This is a genomic window from Pseudomonas sp. D1HM, from assembly GCF_019266105.1.
Classification (GTDB): Bacteria; Pseudomonadota; Gammaproteobacteria; order Pseudomonadales; family Pseudomonadaceae; genus Aquipseudomonas; species Aquipseudomonas taetrolens.
On record NZ_LRMN01000015.1, the window covers coordinates 133,037 to 148,826 of the forward strand.

10 protein-coding genes are annotated in these 15,790 nt (G+C 58.2%); 6 read left to right on the forward strand and 4 right to left on the reverse strand.

Going from position 1 to position 15,790, the window contains the following annotated elements; all coding sequences use genetic code 11:
* Positions 1-357 precede the first annotated feature (357 nt).
* Together AWM69_RS16365 and AWM69_RS16370 are read right to left on the reverse strand one after the other, a co-directional pair.
* Entirely contained in the window at positions 358-1,641 is a 1,284-nt protein-coding gene (locus AWM69_RS16365; protein ID WP_218727551.1) for an FAD-binding oxidoreductase, read from the reverse strand.
* A gap of 77 nt (positions 1,642-1,718) precedes the next feature.
* Complete coding sequence (locus tag AWM69_RS16370) at positions 1,719-3,209, reverse strand: aldehyde dehydrogenase family protein (RefSeq protein WP_218727553.1); 1,491 nt, start codon at positions 3,207-3,209, stop codon at positions 1,719-1,721.
* A 166-nt stretch (positions 3,210-3,375) separates the two neighbouring features.
* Here AWM69_RS16370 and AWM69_RS16375 point away from each other — a divergent pair, with 166 nt between their 5' ends.
* The 4 genes from AWM69_RS16375 (at position 3,376) to AWM69_RS16390 (ending at position 7,696) form a co-directional block, all read left to right on the forward strand.
* Positions 3,376-4,281, forward strand: coding sequence for a LysR family transcriptional regulator (locus tag AWM69_RS16375; RefSeq protein WP_218727555.1), 906 nt, complete (start codon positions 3,376-3,378; stop codon positions 4,279-4,281).
* 129 nt (positions 4,282-4,410) lie between these two features.
* A complete protein-coding gene (gene pncB, locus AWM69_RS16380; RefSeq protein ID WP_048382737.1) occupies positions 4,411-5,625 on the forward strand; it encodes a nicotinate phosphoribosyltransferase in 1,215 nt (404 codons plus the stop codon).
* Positions 5,626-5,628: 3 nt separating this feature from the next.
* A complete protein-coding gene (gene nadE, locus AWM69_RS16385) occupies positions 5,629-6,456 on the forward strand; it encodes an ammonia-dependent NAD(+) synthetase (protein WP_218727557.1) in 828 nt (275 codons plus the stop codon).
* A gap of 217 nt (positions 6,457-6,673) precedes the next feature.
* On the forward strand, positions 6,674-7,696 hold the full coding sequence (locus AWM69_RS16390; protein WP_218727559.1) for a DUF1338 domain-containing protein: 1,023 nt from the start codon (positions 6,674-6,676) through the stop codon (positions 7,694-7,696).
* A 66-nt stretch (positions 7,697-7,762) separates the two neighbouring features.
* Here the strand turns inward: AWM69_RS16390 and azu are convergent, their stop codons facing one another.
* The gene (gene azu, locus AWM69_RS16395) at positions 7,763-8,209 is read right to left on the reverse strand and encodes an azurin (protein WP_048382740.1); all 447 of its coding nucleotides are present in this window, start codon (positions 8,207-8,209) and stop codon (positions 7,763-7,765) included.
* Between the two features lie 408 nt (positions 8,210-8,617).
* On the opposite strand from azu, the gene AWM69_RS16400 reads away from it, so the two are divergent.
* Complete coding sequence (locus AWM69_RS16400) at positions 8,618-8,824, forward strand: hypothetical protein (RefSeq protein ID WP_048382741.1); 207 nt, start codon at positions 8,618-8,620, stop codon at positions 8,822-8,824.
* 255 nt (positions 8,825-9,079) lie between these two features.
* On the opposite strand, the gene AWM69_RS16405 is transcribed toward AWM69_RS16400, so the two are convergent.
* Entirely contained in the window at positions 9,080-11,389 is a 2,310-nt protein-coding gene (locus tag AWM69_RS16405) for a YgiQ family radical SAM protein (RefSeq protein ID WP_218727662.1), read from the reverse strand.
* Between the two features lie 349 nt (positions 11,390-11,738).
* On the opposite strand from AWM69_RS16405, the gene AWM69_RS16410 reads away from it, so the two are divergent.
* Positions 11,739-15,755 (forward strand): dermonecrotic toxin domain-containing protein, encoded by a 4,017-nt coding sequence (locus AWM69_RS16410; protein ID WP_218727561.1) that lies wholly within the window; start codon positions 11,739-11,741, stop codon positions 15,753-15,755.
* Positions 15,756-15,790: the final 35 nt, after the last annotated feature.

A 15,790-nucleotide genomic window follows, 5' to 3' on the forward strand; every position in this document is an offset into this window, starting at 1 on the left:
GTGCTCCTGAGTTTTTTTAGTTGGCACTGCGACTTCACACAAACTGCTGAGCAAGCCGCGTGCCAGTGGTTTTTTATTCTTAAAAAAGCCGCTGTATTGTTGTTATATCGACTGTTTCGAGCCCATTTTCATTGGGCGTGCAACCGTCTAAACCAAGGAAGGTGAAACCATCAATCACTCATCGGTTACACCGCCCACATGAGGCGTTGCAACCGGGTAGCCCTGCGCTGCGCAACCGCCCTGTAACCCGATGCGTCACCGATCTGCACACTCTCGGTGCGCGACTGCTACAGGCGGCACCTTTTAAGGCTAGTCGCTGGCGGGCTAAACGTTGGTCGGGCAGTCAGATAATTCTGCTCAGATCACAATTCGCAAGCATTGCCCGGCGTGATAAAGCGAAAAACCGGCCTCATACAAACAACTGCGCAGGCCCGCGCCAGCCAGCGGCTGCATGGGCGCAAACGGAATGGGCAGCGCACTGGCATCACCGCTACACAAGTAATCGGCAAAAGCCTTGCCCACCACCGTACCGGTCGTTACGCCTCGCCCGTTGTAACCGGTCACGGCCACCAGACCGGGTGCCGGCTCGAACAACCGCATCAGGTGATCGGGGGTGAAGGCAATACAGCCGGTCCAGGTGCACTCCCACTCCACACCCTTCAAATACGGAAAGTAATGCTGTTGCACACGGTCAGCCCACGCTTTGAGAAACCACGCGGGTTTTTGATTGCCATTTCCCAGGCTGCCCAATAGCAGACGGCCCTCAGCGTCCCGACGAATGCTGCTCAGCACCTGACGGGTGTCCCACGAGCCCTGGCCACCCGGCAAGATGCGTTGGCCGGTGTCATCCGTCAGAGGTTTGGAGGCGACCTGATAGTAATAACCCGGGAAAAAATTACGCCGCAAGTCGGTCCATTCACCCTCGGTATAGGCGTTGGAGGCCAGCACCACCTGTTCGGCGCTGACAGCACCCTCGGCGGTTTGCACGGACCAGCGCTGGCCCTGACGCTCAAGCCGGGTGACAGGCGATTGGTCGAACAGGCGCCCGCCCAACTCGCTGGCGGTCTTGGCCAGGCCCGAGGTATAAGCCATGGGATTCAAGGTTCCGGCCCGCCGATCGAGCAAAGCCGCGGCGATTTTGGGGGTGCCGGTGGCCGCTTCGCAGGCCGCGCCCGTTAACAATTCAACAGGAGCCCCCCGGCGTTTCCATTGCTGTTCGCGGCTGCGCAAATCAGCCTCACCCTTGGCGTTATGGGCCATGTGCAGCGTGCCTTCGCGACGCAGTTGGCAGTCAATGCGGTATTTATCGATCAGGCTGAATACCAGAGACGGTGCCGCCCCGAGCATGCGATTGAGCTGACTGCCGACCGCGGGGCCAAAACCGGCCTCGATCTCATCGGGCGGGATCCACATCCCGGCATTGACCAGCCCCACATTGCGCCCTGAACCACCGTGTCCGGTACGGTGAGCTTCAAGTACACAGACAGTTTTGCCCTGTTCCAGCAGATGGATTGCAGCTGACAGCCCCGTGATACCGGCGCCTATCACACACACATCAACGCTCAACTCCCCTTTGAAAGTGGGTGATTGGGGACGTTGAGGTGTGAGGTTTTCCCACAGACATTGTTCGCGTAAAGGCATTGCCAAGCTCCAAAAATGAAACCTAACCAGAATCAAAAGCCCCTGACCCTCTCCCGAAAGAGAGGGTTTGCATCACCTCAATCGAACGTTATCCCCTGCGCCAGCGGCAGCTCCAACGAATAGTTGATGGTGTTGGTCTGGCGGCGCATGTAGCCGCGCCAGGCATCAGAACCGGATTCTCGACCGCCACCGGTTTCTTTTTCGCCACCGAAGGCACCGCCGATCTCGGCGCCGCTCGGGCCAATATTGACGTTGGCAATGCCGCAGTCACTGCCGGTGGCAGACATGAATTGCTCGGCCTCTCGCACGTCTGTGGTGAAGATGCACGATGACAACCCCTGTGGCACCGCATTGTTCAGGCGTACGGCTTCGGCAAAGTCGGTGTAGCCCACGACGTACAGGATCGGTGCAAAGGTTTCATTGCAAACCACATCGCTCTGCTCCGGCATCTCGACGATCGCCGGGGACACGTAGTAGGCATGCGGGTATTGGTCGGTCAATTGGCGCTCTCCGCCAAACACTCGCCCGCCTTCGCTCAACGCCTGCTCCAGCGCATCCTGCATGTTTTCAAAGCTGCGTTTGTCGATCAGCGGCCCAACCAGGTTGCCTTCCAGCGGGTGGCCAATGCGCACCCTGGAATAGGCTGCCTTGAGCCGGGTGACGATTTCTTCCTTGACCGACTCATGGGCGATCAACCGGCGCAGGCTGGTACAACGCTGGCCTGCGGTGCCCACGGCACTGAACAGAATCGCCCGGACGGCCATGTCCAGATCCGCACTCGGGGCGAGGATCATGGCGTTATTGCCGCCCAGTTCCAGAATGCTGCGAGCGAACCGTGCGGCGATCTTCGGAGCTACTTCACGTCCCATACGGGTGCTGCCAGTGGCGCTGATCAGCGCTACACGCGGGTCATCCACCAGGGCTTCGCCGGCGTCACGCCCGCCAATAATCACTTGGCTGAGGTACGGGGGTGCATCGTCGAATCCGCTCAGGACCCGATCAAACAAGGCCTGGCAGGCCAGCGCGGTAAGCGGGGTTTTCTCGGACGGTTTCCAGATCACCGCGTTGCCGCACACCAGTGCCAGCGTAGTGTTCCAGGCCCAGACCGCAACCGGGAAGTTGAAGGCGCTGATCACCCCGACCACACCCAGCGGGTGCCAGGATTCGCGCATGTGGTGACCCGGACGCTCGGAGGCAATGGTCAAACCATAAAGCTGGCGCGACAGGCCCACTGCGAAATCGCAGATGTCGATCATTTCCTGGACCTCACCCAGGCCTTCCTGGGTGATCTTGCCCGCCTCCCAGGACACCAGCTCCCCCAGGTCCGCCTTGTACTCGCGCAGCAAGTCGCCAAACTGGCGCACCAGTTCGCCACGGCGTGGCGCGGGTACTTGGCGCCAGGCCTCGAATGCATGCTCGGCACGGGTGACGTGTTGCTCGGCCTCGGCGGCACCTTCCCAGTGCACGGCGCCGATCCGGCTGCCGTCAATCGGCGTGTGAACCGCTTGGCTGCCTTGCTGGTAGAGGGCGGGGTTCACACCTAGACGATCCAGTAATGCGGCAATCATGGAAGCACTCCTTGAACTGAAAAATGGTTCGCCGCGCACAACGGCTCAGGCCATTAGTTGTAGCCGGGTCGACGGACGGCAACAAACGACCTTTAAGCCAGATATCATTCCAAAAATTCATGCTGCGCTGGTAACGTCACCCCACATCACGTACGAGGGCCCTTTTATGCTCAATAAACGCCATCTGCCGTCAATCACTGCCTTGCAGTGTTTTGAGGCGGTCACCCGTCACTTGAGCTTCACCCGCGCCGCAGAAGAACTGAATCTGACCCAGAGCGCCGTCAGCAAACAGGTGGCGCAACTGGAAGAGCTGCTACAGCACTTGCTGTTTCGCCGCGTACGCCGTCGCTTACAACTGACACCTGCCGGTGATTTGTATCTGGTCGAAGTCCGAAATATCCTCACCAAAATCGAGATGTCGACCCATACCCTGCGTTCTTATGGGGGTGAAACCGAAGTGTTGCGGGTGTCGACGCCCTCGACTTTCGGCGCTCGCTGGCTGGTACCCCGGCTAAAGGGCTGGCGGCTGCGCCATCCGCAGATTCATCTGGACCTGTGCAACGAGCAGGAGGCCGATGACTTGCTGCAAGGTCGCAGCGATCTGGCGTTTTATTTTGGCCAGGCATCTCGACCCGGCACCGAATGCCTGAAGCTGTTTGGTGAAGAGCTGGTGGCCGTGTGTGCACCCGCCAGTTTGCCGGCCACCCCGTTCACAGACCCGACACAGTTGACCGATCTGGTACTGCTGCAGAACGCCTCACGCCCACAGGCCTGGCATGAATGGTTCGAGAGCCAGGGTTATCGCACCGATCACAGCTATCACGGCCCCCGCTTTGACACCTTCTATATGTGCATCCGCGCAGCTCAGGTGGGCTGTGGTGTCGCGCTGTTGCCACGGTTCCTGGTGGAAGAAGAATTGGCCGAGGGCAAGCTGGTGATCGCCTGGCAGCACCCGATGCCCAGCCAGGACGCGTATTACCTCGCCTACCCCGAGCATTCAGCGGGCGTACCCAAAGTCCGGGATTTTGTCGCGTGGATGCTGGAGCAACTGGAAGACCCGCACACCCTGTAGCCGCGAGGAAATGCCTCGCCGGACAAAAACCACTGGCAATACCGCCTGCGGATATGCGCCACTAGCACCATTCATTGAAAGAGCTGAATGTCGTGGTCATCAGGCACGGCCAGCATGGAGATAGCCGCTATGAGCGAGAGTGTGTTTGCCGATCACATCGTGCAGAACCTGCTCGACACCGATTTCTACAAATTGACCATGATGCAGGCGGTGCTGCACAACTATCCCAATGTGGAAGTCGAATGGGAGTTCCGCTGCCGTAACAGCGAAGACTTGCGCCCGTACCTGAACGAAATTCGCCACCAGATCGAACGTCTGGGCGAGTTGAGCATGAGCCAGGATCAACTGGGGTTCCTGGAGCGCATCACGTTCATGAAGCCAGACTTCATCCGCTTCCTGGGCCTGTTCCGCTTCAATATGCGCTACGTACACACCGGGATCGAAAACGGCGAACTGTTTATCCGTCTGCGTGGCCCGTGGCTGCATGTCATTCTGTTTGAAGTGCCTTTGCTGGCGATTGTCAGCGAAGTGCGCAACCGTTCCCGCTATGCCGGCACGGTGCTGTCCCAGGCCCGCGAGCAGCTGTATCGCAAGTTTGACTGGCTGCAGGCCAACGCCAGCGCAGACGAGCTGGCCGAACTGCAAGTCGCCGATTTCGGCACACGTCGACGCTTCTCGTACCGCGTACAAGAAGAAGTGGTCAACGTGCTCAAGCATGACTTCCCCGGGCGCTTTGTCGGCACCAGCAACGTCAATCTGTCCCGAGAACTGGACATGAAACCGCTGGGCACCATGGCCCACGAATGGATCATGGCGCACCAGCAGCTGGGCCCACGCTTGATAGACAGCCAAAGCGCCGCGCTCGACTGCTGGGTCCGCGAATACCGTGGCCTGCTGGGGATTGCGCTGACGGACTGCATCACCACGGACGCTTTCCTCACCGACTTCGATCTGTACTTTGCCAAGCTGTTCGACGGTTTGCGCCACGACTCGGGGGACCCGGTGCTGTGGGCCGAAAAATGCATCGCCCATTACCACCGTCTCGGTATTGACCCGATGAGCAAGACCCTGGTGTTCTCAGACAGCCTCACGCTGCCCCGCGCACTGGAAATTTTCCGGGCGCTGCGCGGCAGGATCAATGTCAGTTTTGGTATCGGCACCAACCTGACGTGTGACATTCCGGGTGTCGAGCCGATGAGCATCGTGCTTAAAATGACCGCCTGCAATGGCTCGCCAGTCGCGAAGATTTCAGACGAGCCGGGCAAGACCCATTGCTCCGATCCAAACTTCGCCGCCTACTTGCGCCACGTTTTCCATGTTCCTGAACAGTCTCCAAAGGAGTGAATCATGCAGGCCGTACAGCAGCAGATTGCTGAAGACCTCAAGGTCCAGCCGCCGTTTAAAGACACCTCCGCCCTGGAGGCCGAGGTCGCTCGACGCATCACCTTCATTCAGTGCTGCCTGCACAATGCCAGGCTTAAAACCCTGGTACTGGGCATCAGTGGAGGCGTCGACTCGCTGGTTGCGGGCTTGATGGCCCAGCGCGCAGTCAAGCAATTGCGCGAGCAGACCGGCGATCCTGCGTATCGCTTTATCGCCGTGCGCCTGCCCTACATGGCGCAACACGATGAAGTCGATGCGACCGCCGCGGTCGATTTCATTAGCCCCGACGAGCGCCAAACCGTCAACATCGGCCCGGCAGTCAAAGCCCTGGCCGCCGAAGTCACGGCGTTCGAAGGCAAGCCCCACGCCACCGTCGACTTTGTATTGGGCAACACCAAGGCGCGGATGCGCATGGTGGCGCAATACACCATCGCGGGGGCTACCGGCGGCCTGGTCATCGGCACCGACCACGCGGCCGAAGCGGTGATGGGCTTCTTCACCAAGTTTGGCGACGGTTCGTGCGACCTGGCACCGTTGAGCGGCCTGGTAAAAAACCAGGTGCGGGACATTGCCCGGTATTTCGGCGCACCCGAGTCGCTGGTCGAGAAAATCCCGACTGCCGACCTTGAAGACCTGGCACCCGGCAAGCCGGACGAAGCGTCCCATGGCGTCACCTACGCCGAAATCGATGCGTTCCTGCAAGGCCAGCCGGTCAGTCAGGCCGCGTTCGACATCATCTGCAGGACCTACGAGAAAACCCAGCACAAGCGCGAGATGCCGCTCGCCCCTTGATCCGTGACGCCCCCCTGTAGCCGCTGCCGCGGGCTGCGATAAGAGCCACAGGCCCTTCGTGTTTAAAAAAGCGCGAAGGGCCTGCAGACTTGATCGGCAGCGGCTACAGAATATCGACGTACGAAAAAACGGAATGAACCCCACGTTTTTTTTCGCTTGTCGCGTCCGCACCATCAGGCTTTGATAAGCGTCTATTTCGTCGCCAGAGCCCTGCCCCATGTCTTCTTTCGATGGTCTGTTCTCTCTAGTCCAGTCACTGCTCGGTCAGCCGGCCACCCATTGGCTGCGCGAGCATGTCGATGTCCCTGAAGGATTGCTTGATTTCAGCTGGAGCGAGCAAGCGCTGCACCGGGTGTGGCTCGCTGAAGCGCTGAACCTCTGCTTGCTGCACAAGCTGGTGGATGCCGTGCCGGATGGCCGACGCTATGTTGAAGAACAGGCACGTCACGGACGCAAGGTGGTATTCGATCACGGCGCCCTGCGCACGGTGGATTGGCCCGACAATGGCGAGCTGCCCCGTGGTCGCCAGGCGTTCGCTCGTCTGCTGGAGCCGCTGGGTTTCACCGATGTTCGCACCTACCCGCTGACACGGCTCAACATGACGGGCTGGGGCTATCGGCAGATGGACTTGCCCGAAGACATTGCCCAGTTTTTTGTCTCGGAATTACACCCTGGCCGTTTCAGCGAACCCTTCCAGCAGGCCGTCAGCCGCGTGGTGAGCTCCAGCCTCGACCCGCTGGAGGCGCAACACCTGAACATCCTCAAACGCCTGCAGCTCACCCGCCACTGCAGCCTCGACGAAGCTCAAACCGTGTTGCCGGCGCTGTACCGGGCCTTCGGGCGCCAGCACGGGGTGGTGCTTGAAACGGACTACCAGTGTCTGCTCAAGGAAAGCGCCGAAATGGCCTGGATTGCCACCGAAGGCAACAGCTTCAACCACCTGACCGACCGCGTACACGACCTGACTGCCTGCGTCGCGCAGCAGCACGACCTGCAGCGCCCCATGAAAGACAGCATTGAAGTCTCGGCCTCGGGCCGGGTACTGCAGACCGCGTATCGCGCCTGCACGGTCAGCCGGGGCCTGATCGATGCCGCAGGCCATTATCGCGCGCACTCGGTGCCGGGGTCGTTCGTCGAGTTCATTCAGCGCAAGGTTGATCCCGACACCGGACGAATCGACCTGAACTTCGACAGCAGCAACGCGCAAGGTATTTTCAAGATGACCGATTCCAAAGCTTGAACCTGAACGCAAACAGCCCTGACGGCACAAGGCTCGTCAGGGCTGTTCAAAGGCAGGTGCCGGGGCTTATTTGAGGACCACGGTGCCTTTCATCATCGAGTTGTGGCCCGGGAAGGAGCAGAAGAACTCATACGACTCAGCCGGGTTCAGCTTCGACACGTCGAAGGTCACCGAATCGGTCTCGCCAGCGCCAATGACCTTGGTGTGGGCGATGACACGAGTGTCACCTTCCTTCAGGTAGTTTTTATCCAGCCCGGCGCTGATTCCGTCTGTGGCGATACCCGCCATGTCTGCCGTTTTGCTCAATACCCAGTTATGGCCCATGACATTTTTCGGCAGTTTGCCGGAATGTTTCAGCTCAACCGTGAACGTTTTGCAGGACTTGTCGATTTCAATGGCTTTGGTGTCAAAGCTCATCTGGTCAGTGGAATCGACTGTCACTTTGCATTCAGCCGCCAGCAATTGGCCGCTGGCCAGAGTCAACAGGGATACCGCAACAACTTTGGCAAACATGGTTTATCTCCGAGTCAGGGTACAAAAAATACAAAACTTGTATACAGATTGCACGAAAGCGATGAAAGTTCCAATGACCTGCGTCATGCTCTATCGCATTAATCGAAACAATCAACCAGCCAGACGAACATCAGGCCCTTAACCTTAGGCCATCAATTCCGGTCTGGAGCACCCCTGATGAGATTTCCCGCATTGCTGTCCCACCTGCTCGCCGCCTATGCCTGCGGCGCCAGCGGGCACCCTCAAACCTCAGGCGCTACGCTTGAATACACGCACTATTCTGACCAGGTGTAGAGTCGGGGCAGCAACGTGGAATTCACCCTTGCAAAAACCCAGCTAACGGCTAAGCACTAATACAGGGCAGAATACGCGCCGCTCAACCTCAACTTCGAGCCCAGAGGATCGCCCATGGCCAAACCAAATTACAACTTCGCTAAGCGTCAAAGAGACTTGGCTAAAGAGCAGAAGAAAGAGGAAAAGCTTCAGCGCAAGAAAGCAGCCGCTGAAGAAGGCACAGTAGAGCTCAATCCCGATGCTGACACCGCCGTCGATGCAGAGGGTGAGGTTGTCGCTGAAAACACCGAGACACCAGCAGAAAAAGCTCCCGACGCGTAACCCCCTCGGCCCGGTTATCCACAACCCGGCCCACAGGATCTGTGATCAGGATCAGCAGCCCGCCTGCTGATCCTCGCAGTTACCCTGACAGCTCCTGTAACGCCATCAGACGCTTCAAGCCCTGCAAACACACACCGAGAGACACCGGACTGCCTGCGCATGCCTGAAAGGCTTCTCAGGCGGCAGAATGCACAACGCCAGCTCGAAAGCTGGCGTTGCGCGGTGTCGCGATCGGTAGCCGCTGCTGTACCGGCGTTAGCGCGGCACAACAGGCTTGCGGGTCGGCTTCTGGCTCTTGCCGCCCTTGGCTGCCTCTTGACGTTCCTTAGCGGCTTGCTTGTTGCGGGCAAACGCTGCGGCCTTGGCCTGTTCACGCTTGTCCCACGGGTTACCGCCATCACTGGCACGTGGAGGCAGCAGCCCTGTGTGCTGGGTGAGGATCTTGGTGGTCTTGTCCTTGGCCACTTTATGGCTACCGGCAGGTGTCGAGTTTTTGCGACGCGCGCTTTGGTAGCCATCAACCGCCGGCTGATGCAGCGGAATCAGCTGATCCTTGCCCGAACCGATCAGGTCGGCACGGCCCATGCGGATCAAGGCTTCACGCAGCATTGGCCAGCCTTTCGGATCGTGATAGCGCAAGAACGCCTTGTGCAGGCGACGCTGCTCTTCGCTCTTGACGATGGTGACCGAGTCGCTCTTGTACGTCACCTTGCGCAGCGGGTTCTTGCCCGAGTGGTACATCGCCGTGGCGGTAGCCATTGGCGACGGGTAGAACGCCTGCACCTGGTCAGCACGGAAACCGTTGCTCTTGAGCCACAGAGCGAGGTTCATCATGTCTTCGTCTTTGGTGCCCGGGTGAGCCGCGATGAAGTACGGAATCAGGTACTGCTCCTTGCCCGCTTCCTTGGTGTACTTCTCGAACATGCGCTTGAACTTGTCATAGCTGCCGATGCCCGGCTTCATCATCTGGTTGAGCGGACCTTCCTCGGTGTGTTCCGGGGCGATCTTCAGGTAACCACCCACGTGGTGGGTCACCAGCTCTTTCACGTATTCCGGCGACTCGACCGCCAGGTCGTAACGCAGACCGGAAGCGATCAGGATCTTCTTCACACCCGGCAAGGCACGAGCGCTGCGATACAGCTGGATCAGCGACGAGTGGTCCGTGTTCAGGTTCGGGCAAATGCCGGGGAACACGCACGATGGCTTGCGGCACGCCGATTCGATTTCCGGGGTTTTGCAGGCAATGCGATACATGTTCGCGGTCGGCCCGCCGAGGTCGGAAATGACCCCGGTAAAGCCCGGGACCTTGTCGCGGATCTCTTCGATTTCGCGAATGATCGACTCTTCGGAGCGGTTCTGGATGATCCGGCCTTCGTGCTCAGTGATCGAGCAGAAAGTGCAGCCGCCAAAACAGCCACGCATGATGTTCACCGAGAAACGGATCATGTCGTAGGCCGGGATCTTTTCCTTGCCGTACGCAGGATGCGGGACACGTGCGTAAGGCATGCCGAACACGTAGTCCATTTCTTCAGTGGTCATCGGGATCGGTGGCGGGTTGAACCACACATCCACTTCACCATGCTTCTGCACCAGGGCGCGGGCATTGCCCGGGTTGGTTTCGAGGTGAAGCACGCGGTTGGCGTGAGCGTACAGAACCGCGTCAGCGCGCACCTTTTCGACCGATGGCAGACGGATAACCGTCTTGTCACGGGTCATGCGCGGGCTGGCCAGGATCTGTACGACCTTGGCTTCGTTCGGGTCTTCAACCGGGCCCTTTTCCTGCTCGATGGCGCAGGCCTGGGTGTCCTGGGTGTTCACGTACGGGTTGATGATCTTGTCGATCTTGCCCGGACGGTCGATACGCGTGGAGTCGACTTCATACCAGTCTTTTGGCGTATCGCGACGAATGAACGCCGTACCGCGGACATCGGTGATTTCTTCGACCTTGTGACCGTACGACAGACGCTGGGCCACTTCGACAATGGCGCGCTCGGCGTTGCCGTACAGCAGGATATCGGCGCAGGCATCGATCAGGATCGAGTTGCGTACGCGGTCCTGCCAGTAATCGTAATGCGCGATACGGCGCAGCGAGGCCTCGATGCCGCCGAGTACGATCGGCACATGCTTGTAAGCTTCCTTGCAACGCTGGCTGTAGACCAGGCTCGCGCGATCCGGACGTTTGCCCGCCATGCCGCCTGGGGTGTAGGCGTCATCGGAGCGGATTTTTTTGTCGGCGGTGTAGCGGTTGATCATCGAGTCCATGTTGCCGGCGGCAACGCCGAAGAACAGGTTCGGCTCCCCCAGCTTCATGAAGTCGTCTTTGGACTGCCAGTCAGGCTGGGCAATGATGCCCACGCGAAAACCCTGGGACTCCAGCAAGCGACCAATGATTGCCATGCCGAACGAAGGGTGATCGACATAGGCATCACCGGTCACGATGATGATGTCGCAGGAATCCCAGCCAAGCTGATCCATCTCCTCCCTGCTCATGGGCAGGAATGGTGCTGGGCCGAAACATTCGGCCCAGTACTTCGGATAGTCAAATAAAGGCTTGGCTGCTTGCATGTCGATGACCGGTGTTGAGTGCGAAAAAGGACGCGTCATTTACGAGGAAATTCGCGGTCGCGGAATATAGCACAAAATTTGATCAAATCCGACCGTGACGGTGGGTTTTGCCGACCACTGGCCCCACAGCGAACTCAAAGCCCGCAGAGGCAAACACACGCTGGCAAATGAATGCGCTCGGTGGACAACAAAATCCCCCGGCACAACCACGCATTAATCCGGCACTACATAACTATGACTTGTCCGCACTTATAAGATTAAACGGTGCTTTTACGCATCAGTTTTTTACTCTTTTTAAACACTACGAACGCCCTAAACTTGAGCCATTCATCAAGCAAAGGAAATGCTCATGCCCACAACTCCGCCCGCCTCTCCCGCAGCACCGTCATTAAAAGATTCACGTATCGACTTTATAAAACAACATATTCCCGACTGGCTGCTCAACGCCGACGCCTCTGCCCGAGCCAACTTCCGACGCCTGTATATTCGCCACCTCGAGCATCAACATGCGGTGGCAAACCGGCTCGCGCTATTAAAGACGCCCACGGCATTTGCCCTGCCCATTCTTGAACTGGCACTCTTGGCCCGCTTCGATTCCCCGCTCGATGTCACCCATAACTTCATCAAGATTACCCATGTTCATTCGCACCTGTTCGGGCTGTTTACGACAACCGCCGCCGCGACTCACCAAACCCTGCTGCAGGCGGCCCTGCAGAACTTCGAAGCCTCCGAAACAGAACCTGACGGATTCATCGAAGGCTCGATGCTCTATGCCCGGCTCGGCCAGGATGGCTGGCACTCGCTAAGACCCAGGCCCGAACAGTTTGCCCAAGTGTGCCGTACGCTGGATCTGGGCTCGCAGTACCAACAGCACATCCGGTCAGTCTTCAGCGCCCCGGCCCTTGCGGATGACTGGCGCCACGAGAGCCAGACACCGATTGACTTTATCGCCCACGGAAAAAGTACGCTCGAAGTCATGGCGTGTATCGCAGCCCTGAAAGGTGATATCAGCCAGTCGGCTCATACGTTGCTGACAAAGCTTGTCGCGGGCGAATCAACACTGCTCCTTCAAGGGGAATCGGTATTTTTATCCAGCATCACCTTTTTAGGCACGGTATTAACAGGACCGGTCCTGATATGTGCCCACATTACTGATAAAGCACGGCGCCAACCCTGTATTGGTTATATTCCGGTTCCTGGAGAAGCGTCGCTTAAAGAGTATGTTTCCATCGCTCACTTTGAAGCGCACCTGAGTGAACTATTACGCGCCGACAGAACGGCATTCCTGTTGCACTTTGTCCCGCTTCGCCAACAACAAACATTCAAGGAATCATTGGCCTCTTATTACCCCGACGATACATCCCTTGAGTTAATACCCTGCAATGAGTCCTTGTTTGAACACCTCCACCAACAACGACTCGAACGCATGCTTGACGATGCCCGGCAAATTGCCGTGCCTGTAGAAGACGTCAACATGGAAGTTCGCAACCGAAGAATCCAGACACTTGAAAGCGCAGGGTGGACACTCGCCACCCTGGCCCTCTCGCTGATCCCCGGTGTAGGCGAGGCAATGCTCGCATTGACCTCAGCGCATGTGCTCTATCAGGCTTATCACGGCGTCGAAGCCTGGTCTGAGAACGACCTGAACCTGGCCGCCGAATACCTGCTGGACATCACGGACAGCCTGGCTGAAATGGCAGTCATCGGGGCCGGCACACACATGATCACCTCACAGTTGCGCGCCATCAAGATGCCCGAGTTCGTGGCCCGACTGGCGCCCGTCACGCTACCTGACGGCACACGCCGGCTGTGGAATGTCGACCTGACCCCCTACCAACAAGACCTCGAACTCCCCGTCACCGCCCTCCCCAACAAACAGGGCCTCTACGCATTCCACAGCAAAGACTATTTGAAACTGGACCAGCAGGTGTTCGAGGTCACCCGCGATACCCCGCAAACGCCCTGGCGCGTAAAGCACCCTACCGACAACACGGCCTTCTCCCCTACGCTGACCACAAACCATTACGGGGCCTGGCGCCTTGAACAAGAACAGCCCCTCTTCTGGGACAATGCCAAGCTCATCAAACGACTGGGACGTTACGGCGAGACTCTGGAGCAGGATGATGTTGATTTCATCATGTCTGCCACCGGCGTCAGCACCGAGATGCTGCAACGCGTACACGCTGACAACCTTGTACCGCCCGGCCTGCTGATCGATGCGCTCAAGCGCCTGGCGATCGACCGCAAAATCAAGTCATTCATCGAAGACATCCAGCTCAACCAGACCCCTGATGCCAGTAACGCCGAGCTTTGGCTGCAACTGCTGACATCCCTGCCAGGATGGCCTGGTAATAAACCCGTACGCTGGATTGACGATCTGGGCCAGGTCATTCGCGACTTTGGCGACACTGTGCCCAACCACACACGCCTCCCGGTGACAAACGCTCAACTGCAGGCCGGGATTGCACTCGACACCCTGCTGGCCTACCTGGACCATCAAGAACTCACAACCCTGCTGGGGCATCCGCCCAGCGTTTCGCCACAAACCAACACGGCAGCACTGGGCGAAGCCATGAGTGCTTATGCGCAGATTTTCCGCCATAGGGTGTTCGAAATCCTCTACCAGCACAGTGAGGTCAGCGACAATGAGTTGACCCAGGCCATCAGACGTAGCTACCCGACGATGCCAACCAGCGTTGCAGATGAACTGATCGTGACCACTCGCCCCTCAGAACAACTCCAGTTGCTTGGTCCCCGACCGCTGCCGCCGGTCTTCAAAACCGAGGCCGATGCGTTGATGGCCAGATTGAGTGTCAACCGGGTATATGAAGGGTTGTATCTGGACTCGGTCAGCAGTGAACAAAGCGACCTTCTGGCCTTCTCGATCTTCGAGCACCTGGTGGACTGGCCCACGGCACAGAACATTGAACTCCACCAGCACACCGCCGAAGGCCCGTTACTGGCGAGTACTTACGCGCGGGGCGATTCAGCCAAAAGAATCCTGATCACATCAGCCAACCGGTATCAGGCACTTAGCCCGGAAGGCCAGCCCGTCAGCCCGCCCGGCAGCATCTATTACGCGCTGTATAACTGCCTGTCGGAATCCGAGCGCCAGCTTTTGGGACTGTCCACATTCGCACCGGTGCAGGAACTTAAACAGCTCATGGCACAAACCCGTCTGCAAGCTGACAAGCAGTCGCTTGCGCGGCGAAACTTACCCAAAGAAAGGCGTGAGCTTTCCGAGTTGTTCTTTCCCTCATTCCAGCAACTGGATCTTAACTTCGCCAGCCAGGAATCCCTGGAAGGCATCCCGCCACGGACGGATGGCATTTATCAAGGCATCTATCAGAAGTTTCCTGAAAATGGCGGGCTTGTTCGCAACTTCATCAAGGTGCACGCCTGGACCTTTCAAGTGGAGCTCACACGCCTGGGCTGGCGCCTGATAGATGCCCGCAACCCATTCCGCTGTTACAAACCATTGATCCGTCGCACAGCCGATGACAGCTGGGAGCTGGATCAGGACAGCGGGCTTAAAGGCGGGTCTCCTGGCATTGGAAGCTCACGGGTAAACGTCGAGGAAAGCTCCACCGACCCATTCTTTACGGCAAGTGAACGGCCATGGACCGAATACACCCCTCGCGAAAGCGCAATCATGCGCAACACCGACAACTACCAGCACGCCAGGAATCAACCCGGAACCTATGAACGCGCCGAGAACGGTCGTTATCCACTTCGCGACTTGCATGGCAACCCCTTGCGCATACGCTCCATCCAGACCCGAGCACGCTCGACGTCTTCCAGCACGCGTTATCACAGCGAATTAATCAGGCCTTATATCGAGTGGGAAGGGTATGAAGCCGTGGGCAGCCTTTATGAAGAAAAACTTCATCTGCGCCCCTTTACCGAAGCCGACATTCAAGTGGAGGGTGAGCAGCTGCTGGTAGGCCAGTCGATGGTCACGGCCAAGATCCGGCTCAACAAAGGGGAAGTGCTGGGAGTGTATTCAGGGGAACTGATCCCCTATCACATTGCTCACCGTCGCAGAGACCCCTACGTCATCGACGTGATGACCAAGAGATCTTCGACACACAATCCAAGGTTCATGCCGGTAGTTTTATCCGGCACCAACATTCTGTCGCGAATCAACACCACCTTTGAATACGTCAATGGCAAGCCGGTCAGGCAAGCTGCCAGTGGCTATAACGTTGAAATCGCGCCTTTCGTGGTCGATACCCTCAACACCGAAGGCGTCAAAGAGAAGTACCTGCTGACGGGGATGTTCGCCAGCGAGATCATAGAAGCCGATACGGAGCTGCGCTGGAACTATGCCTACAACGAGCGAGACATCCAGCATTTGTTCTCTTGAACAATCAGCGGTGCACAACCGGCCCCTGATCAGGC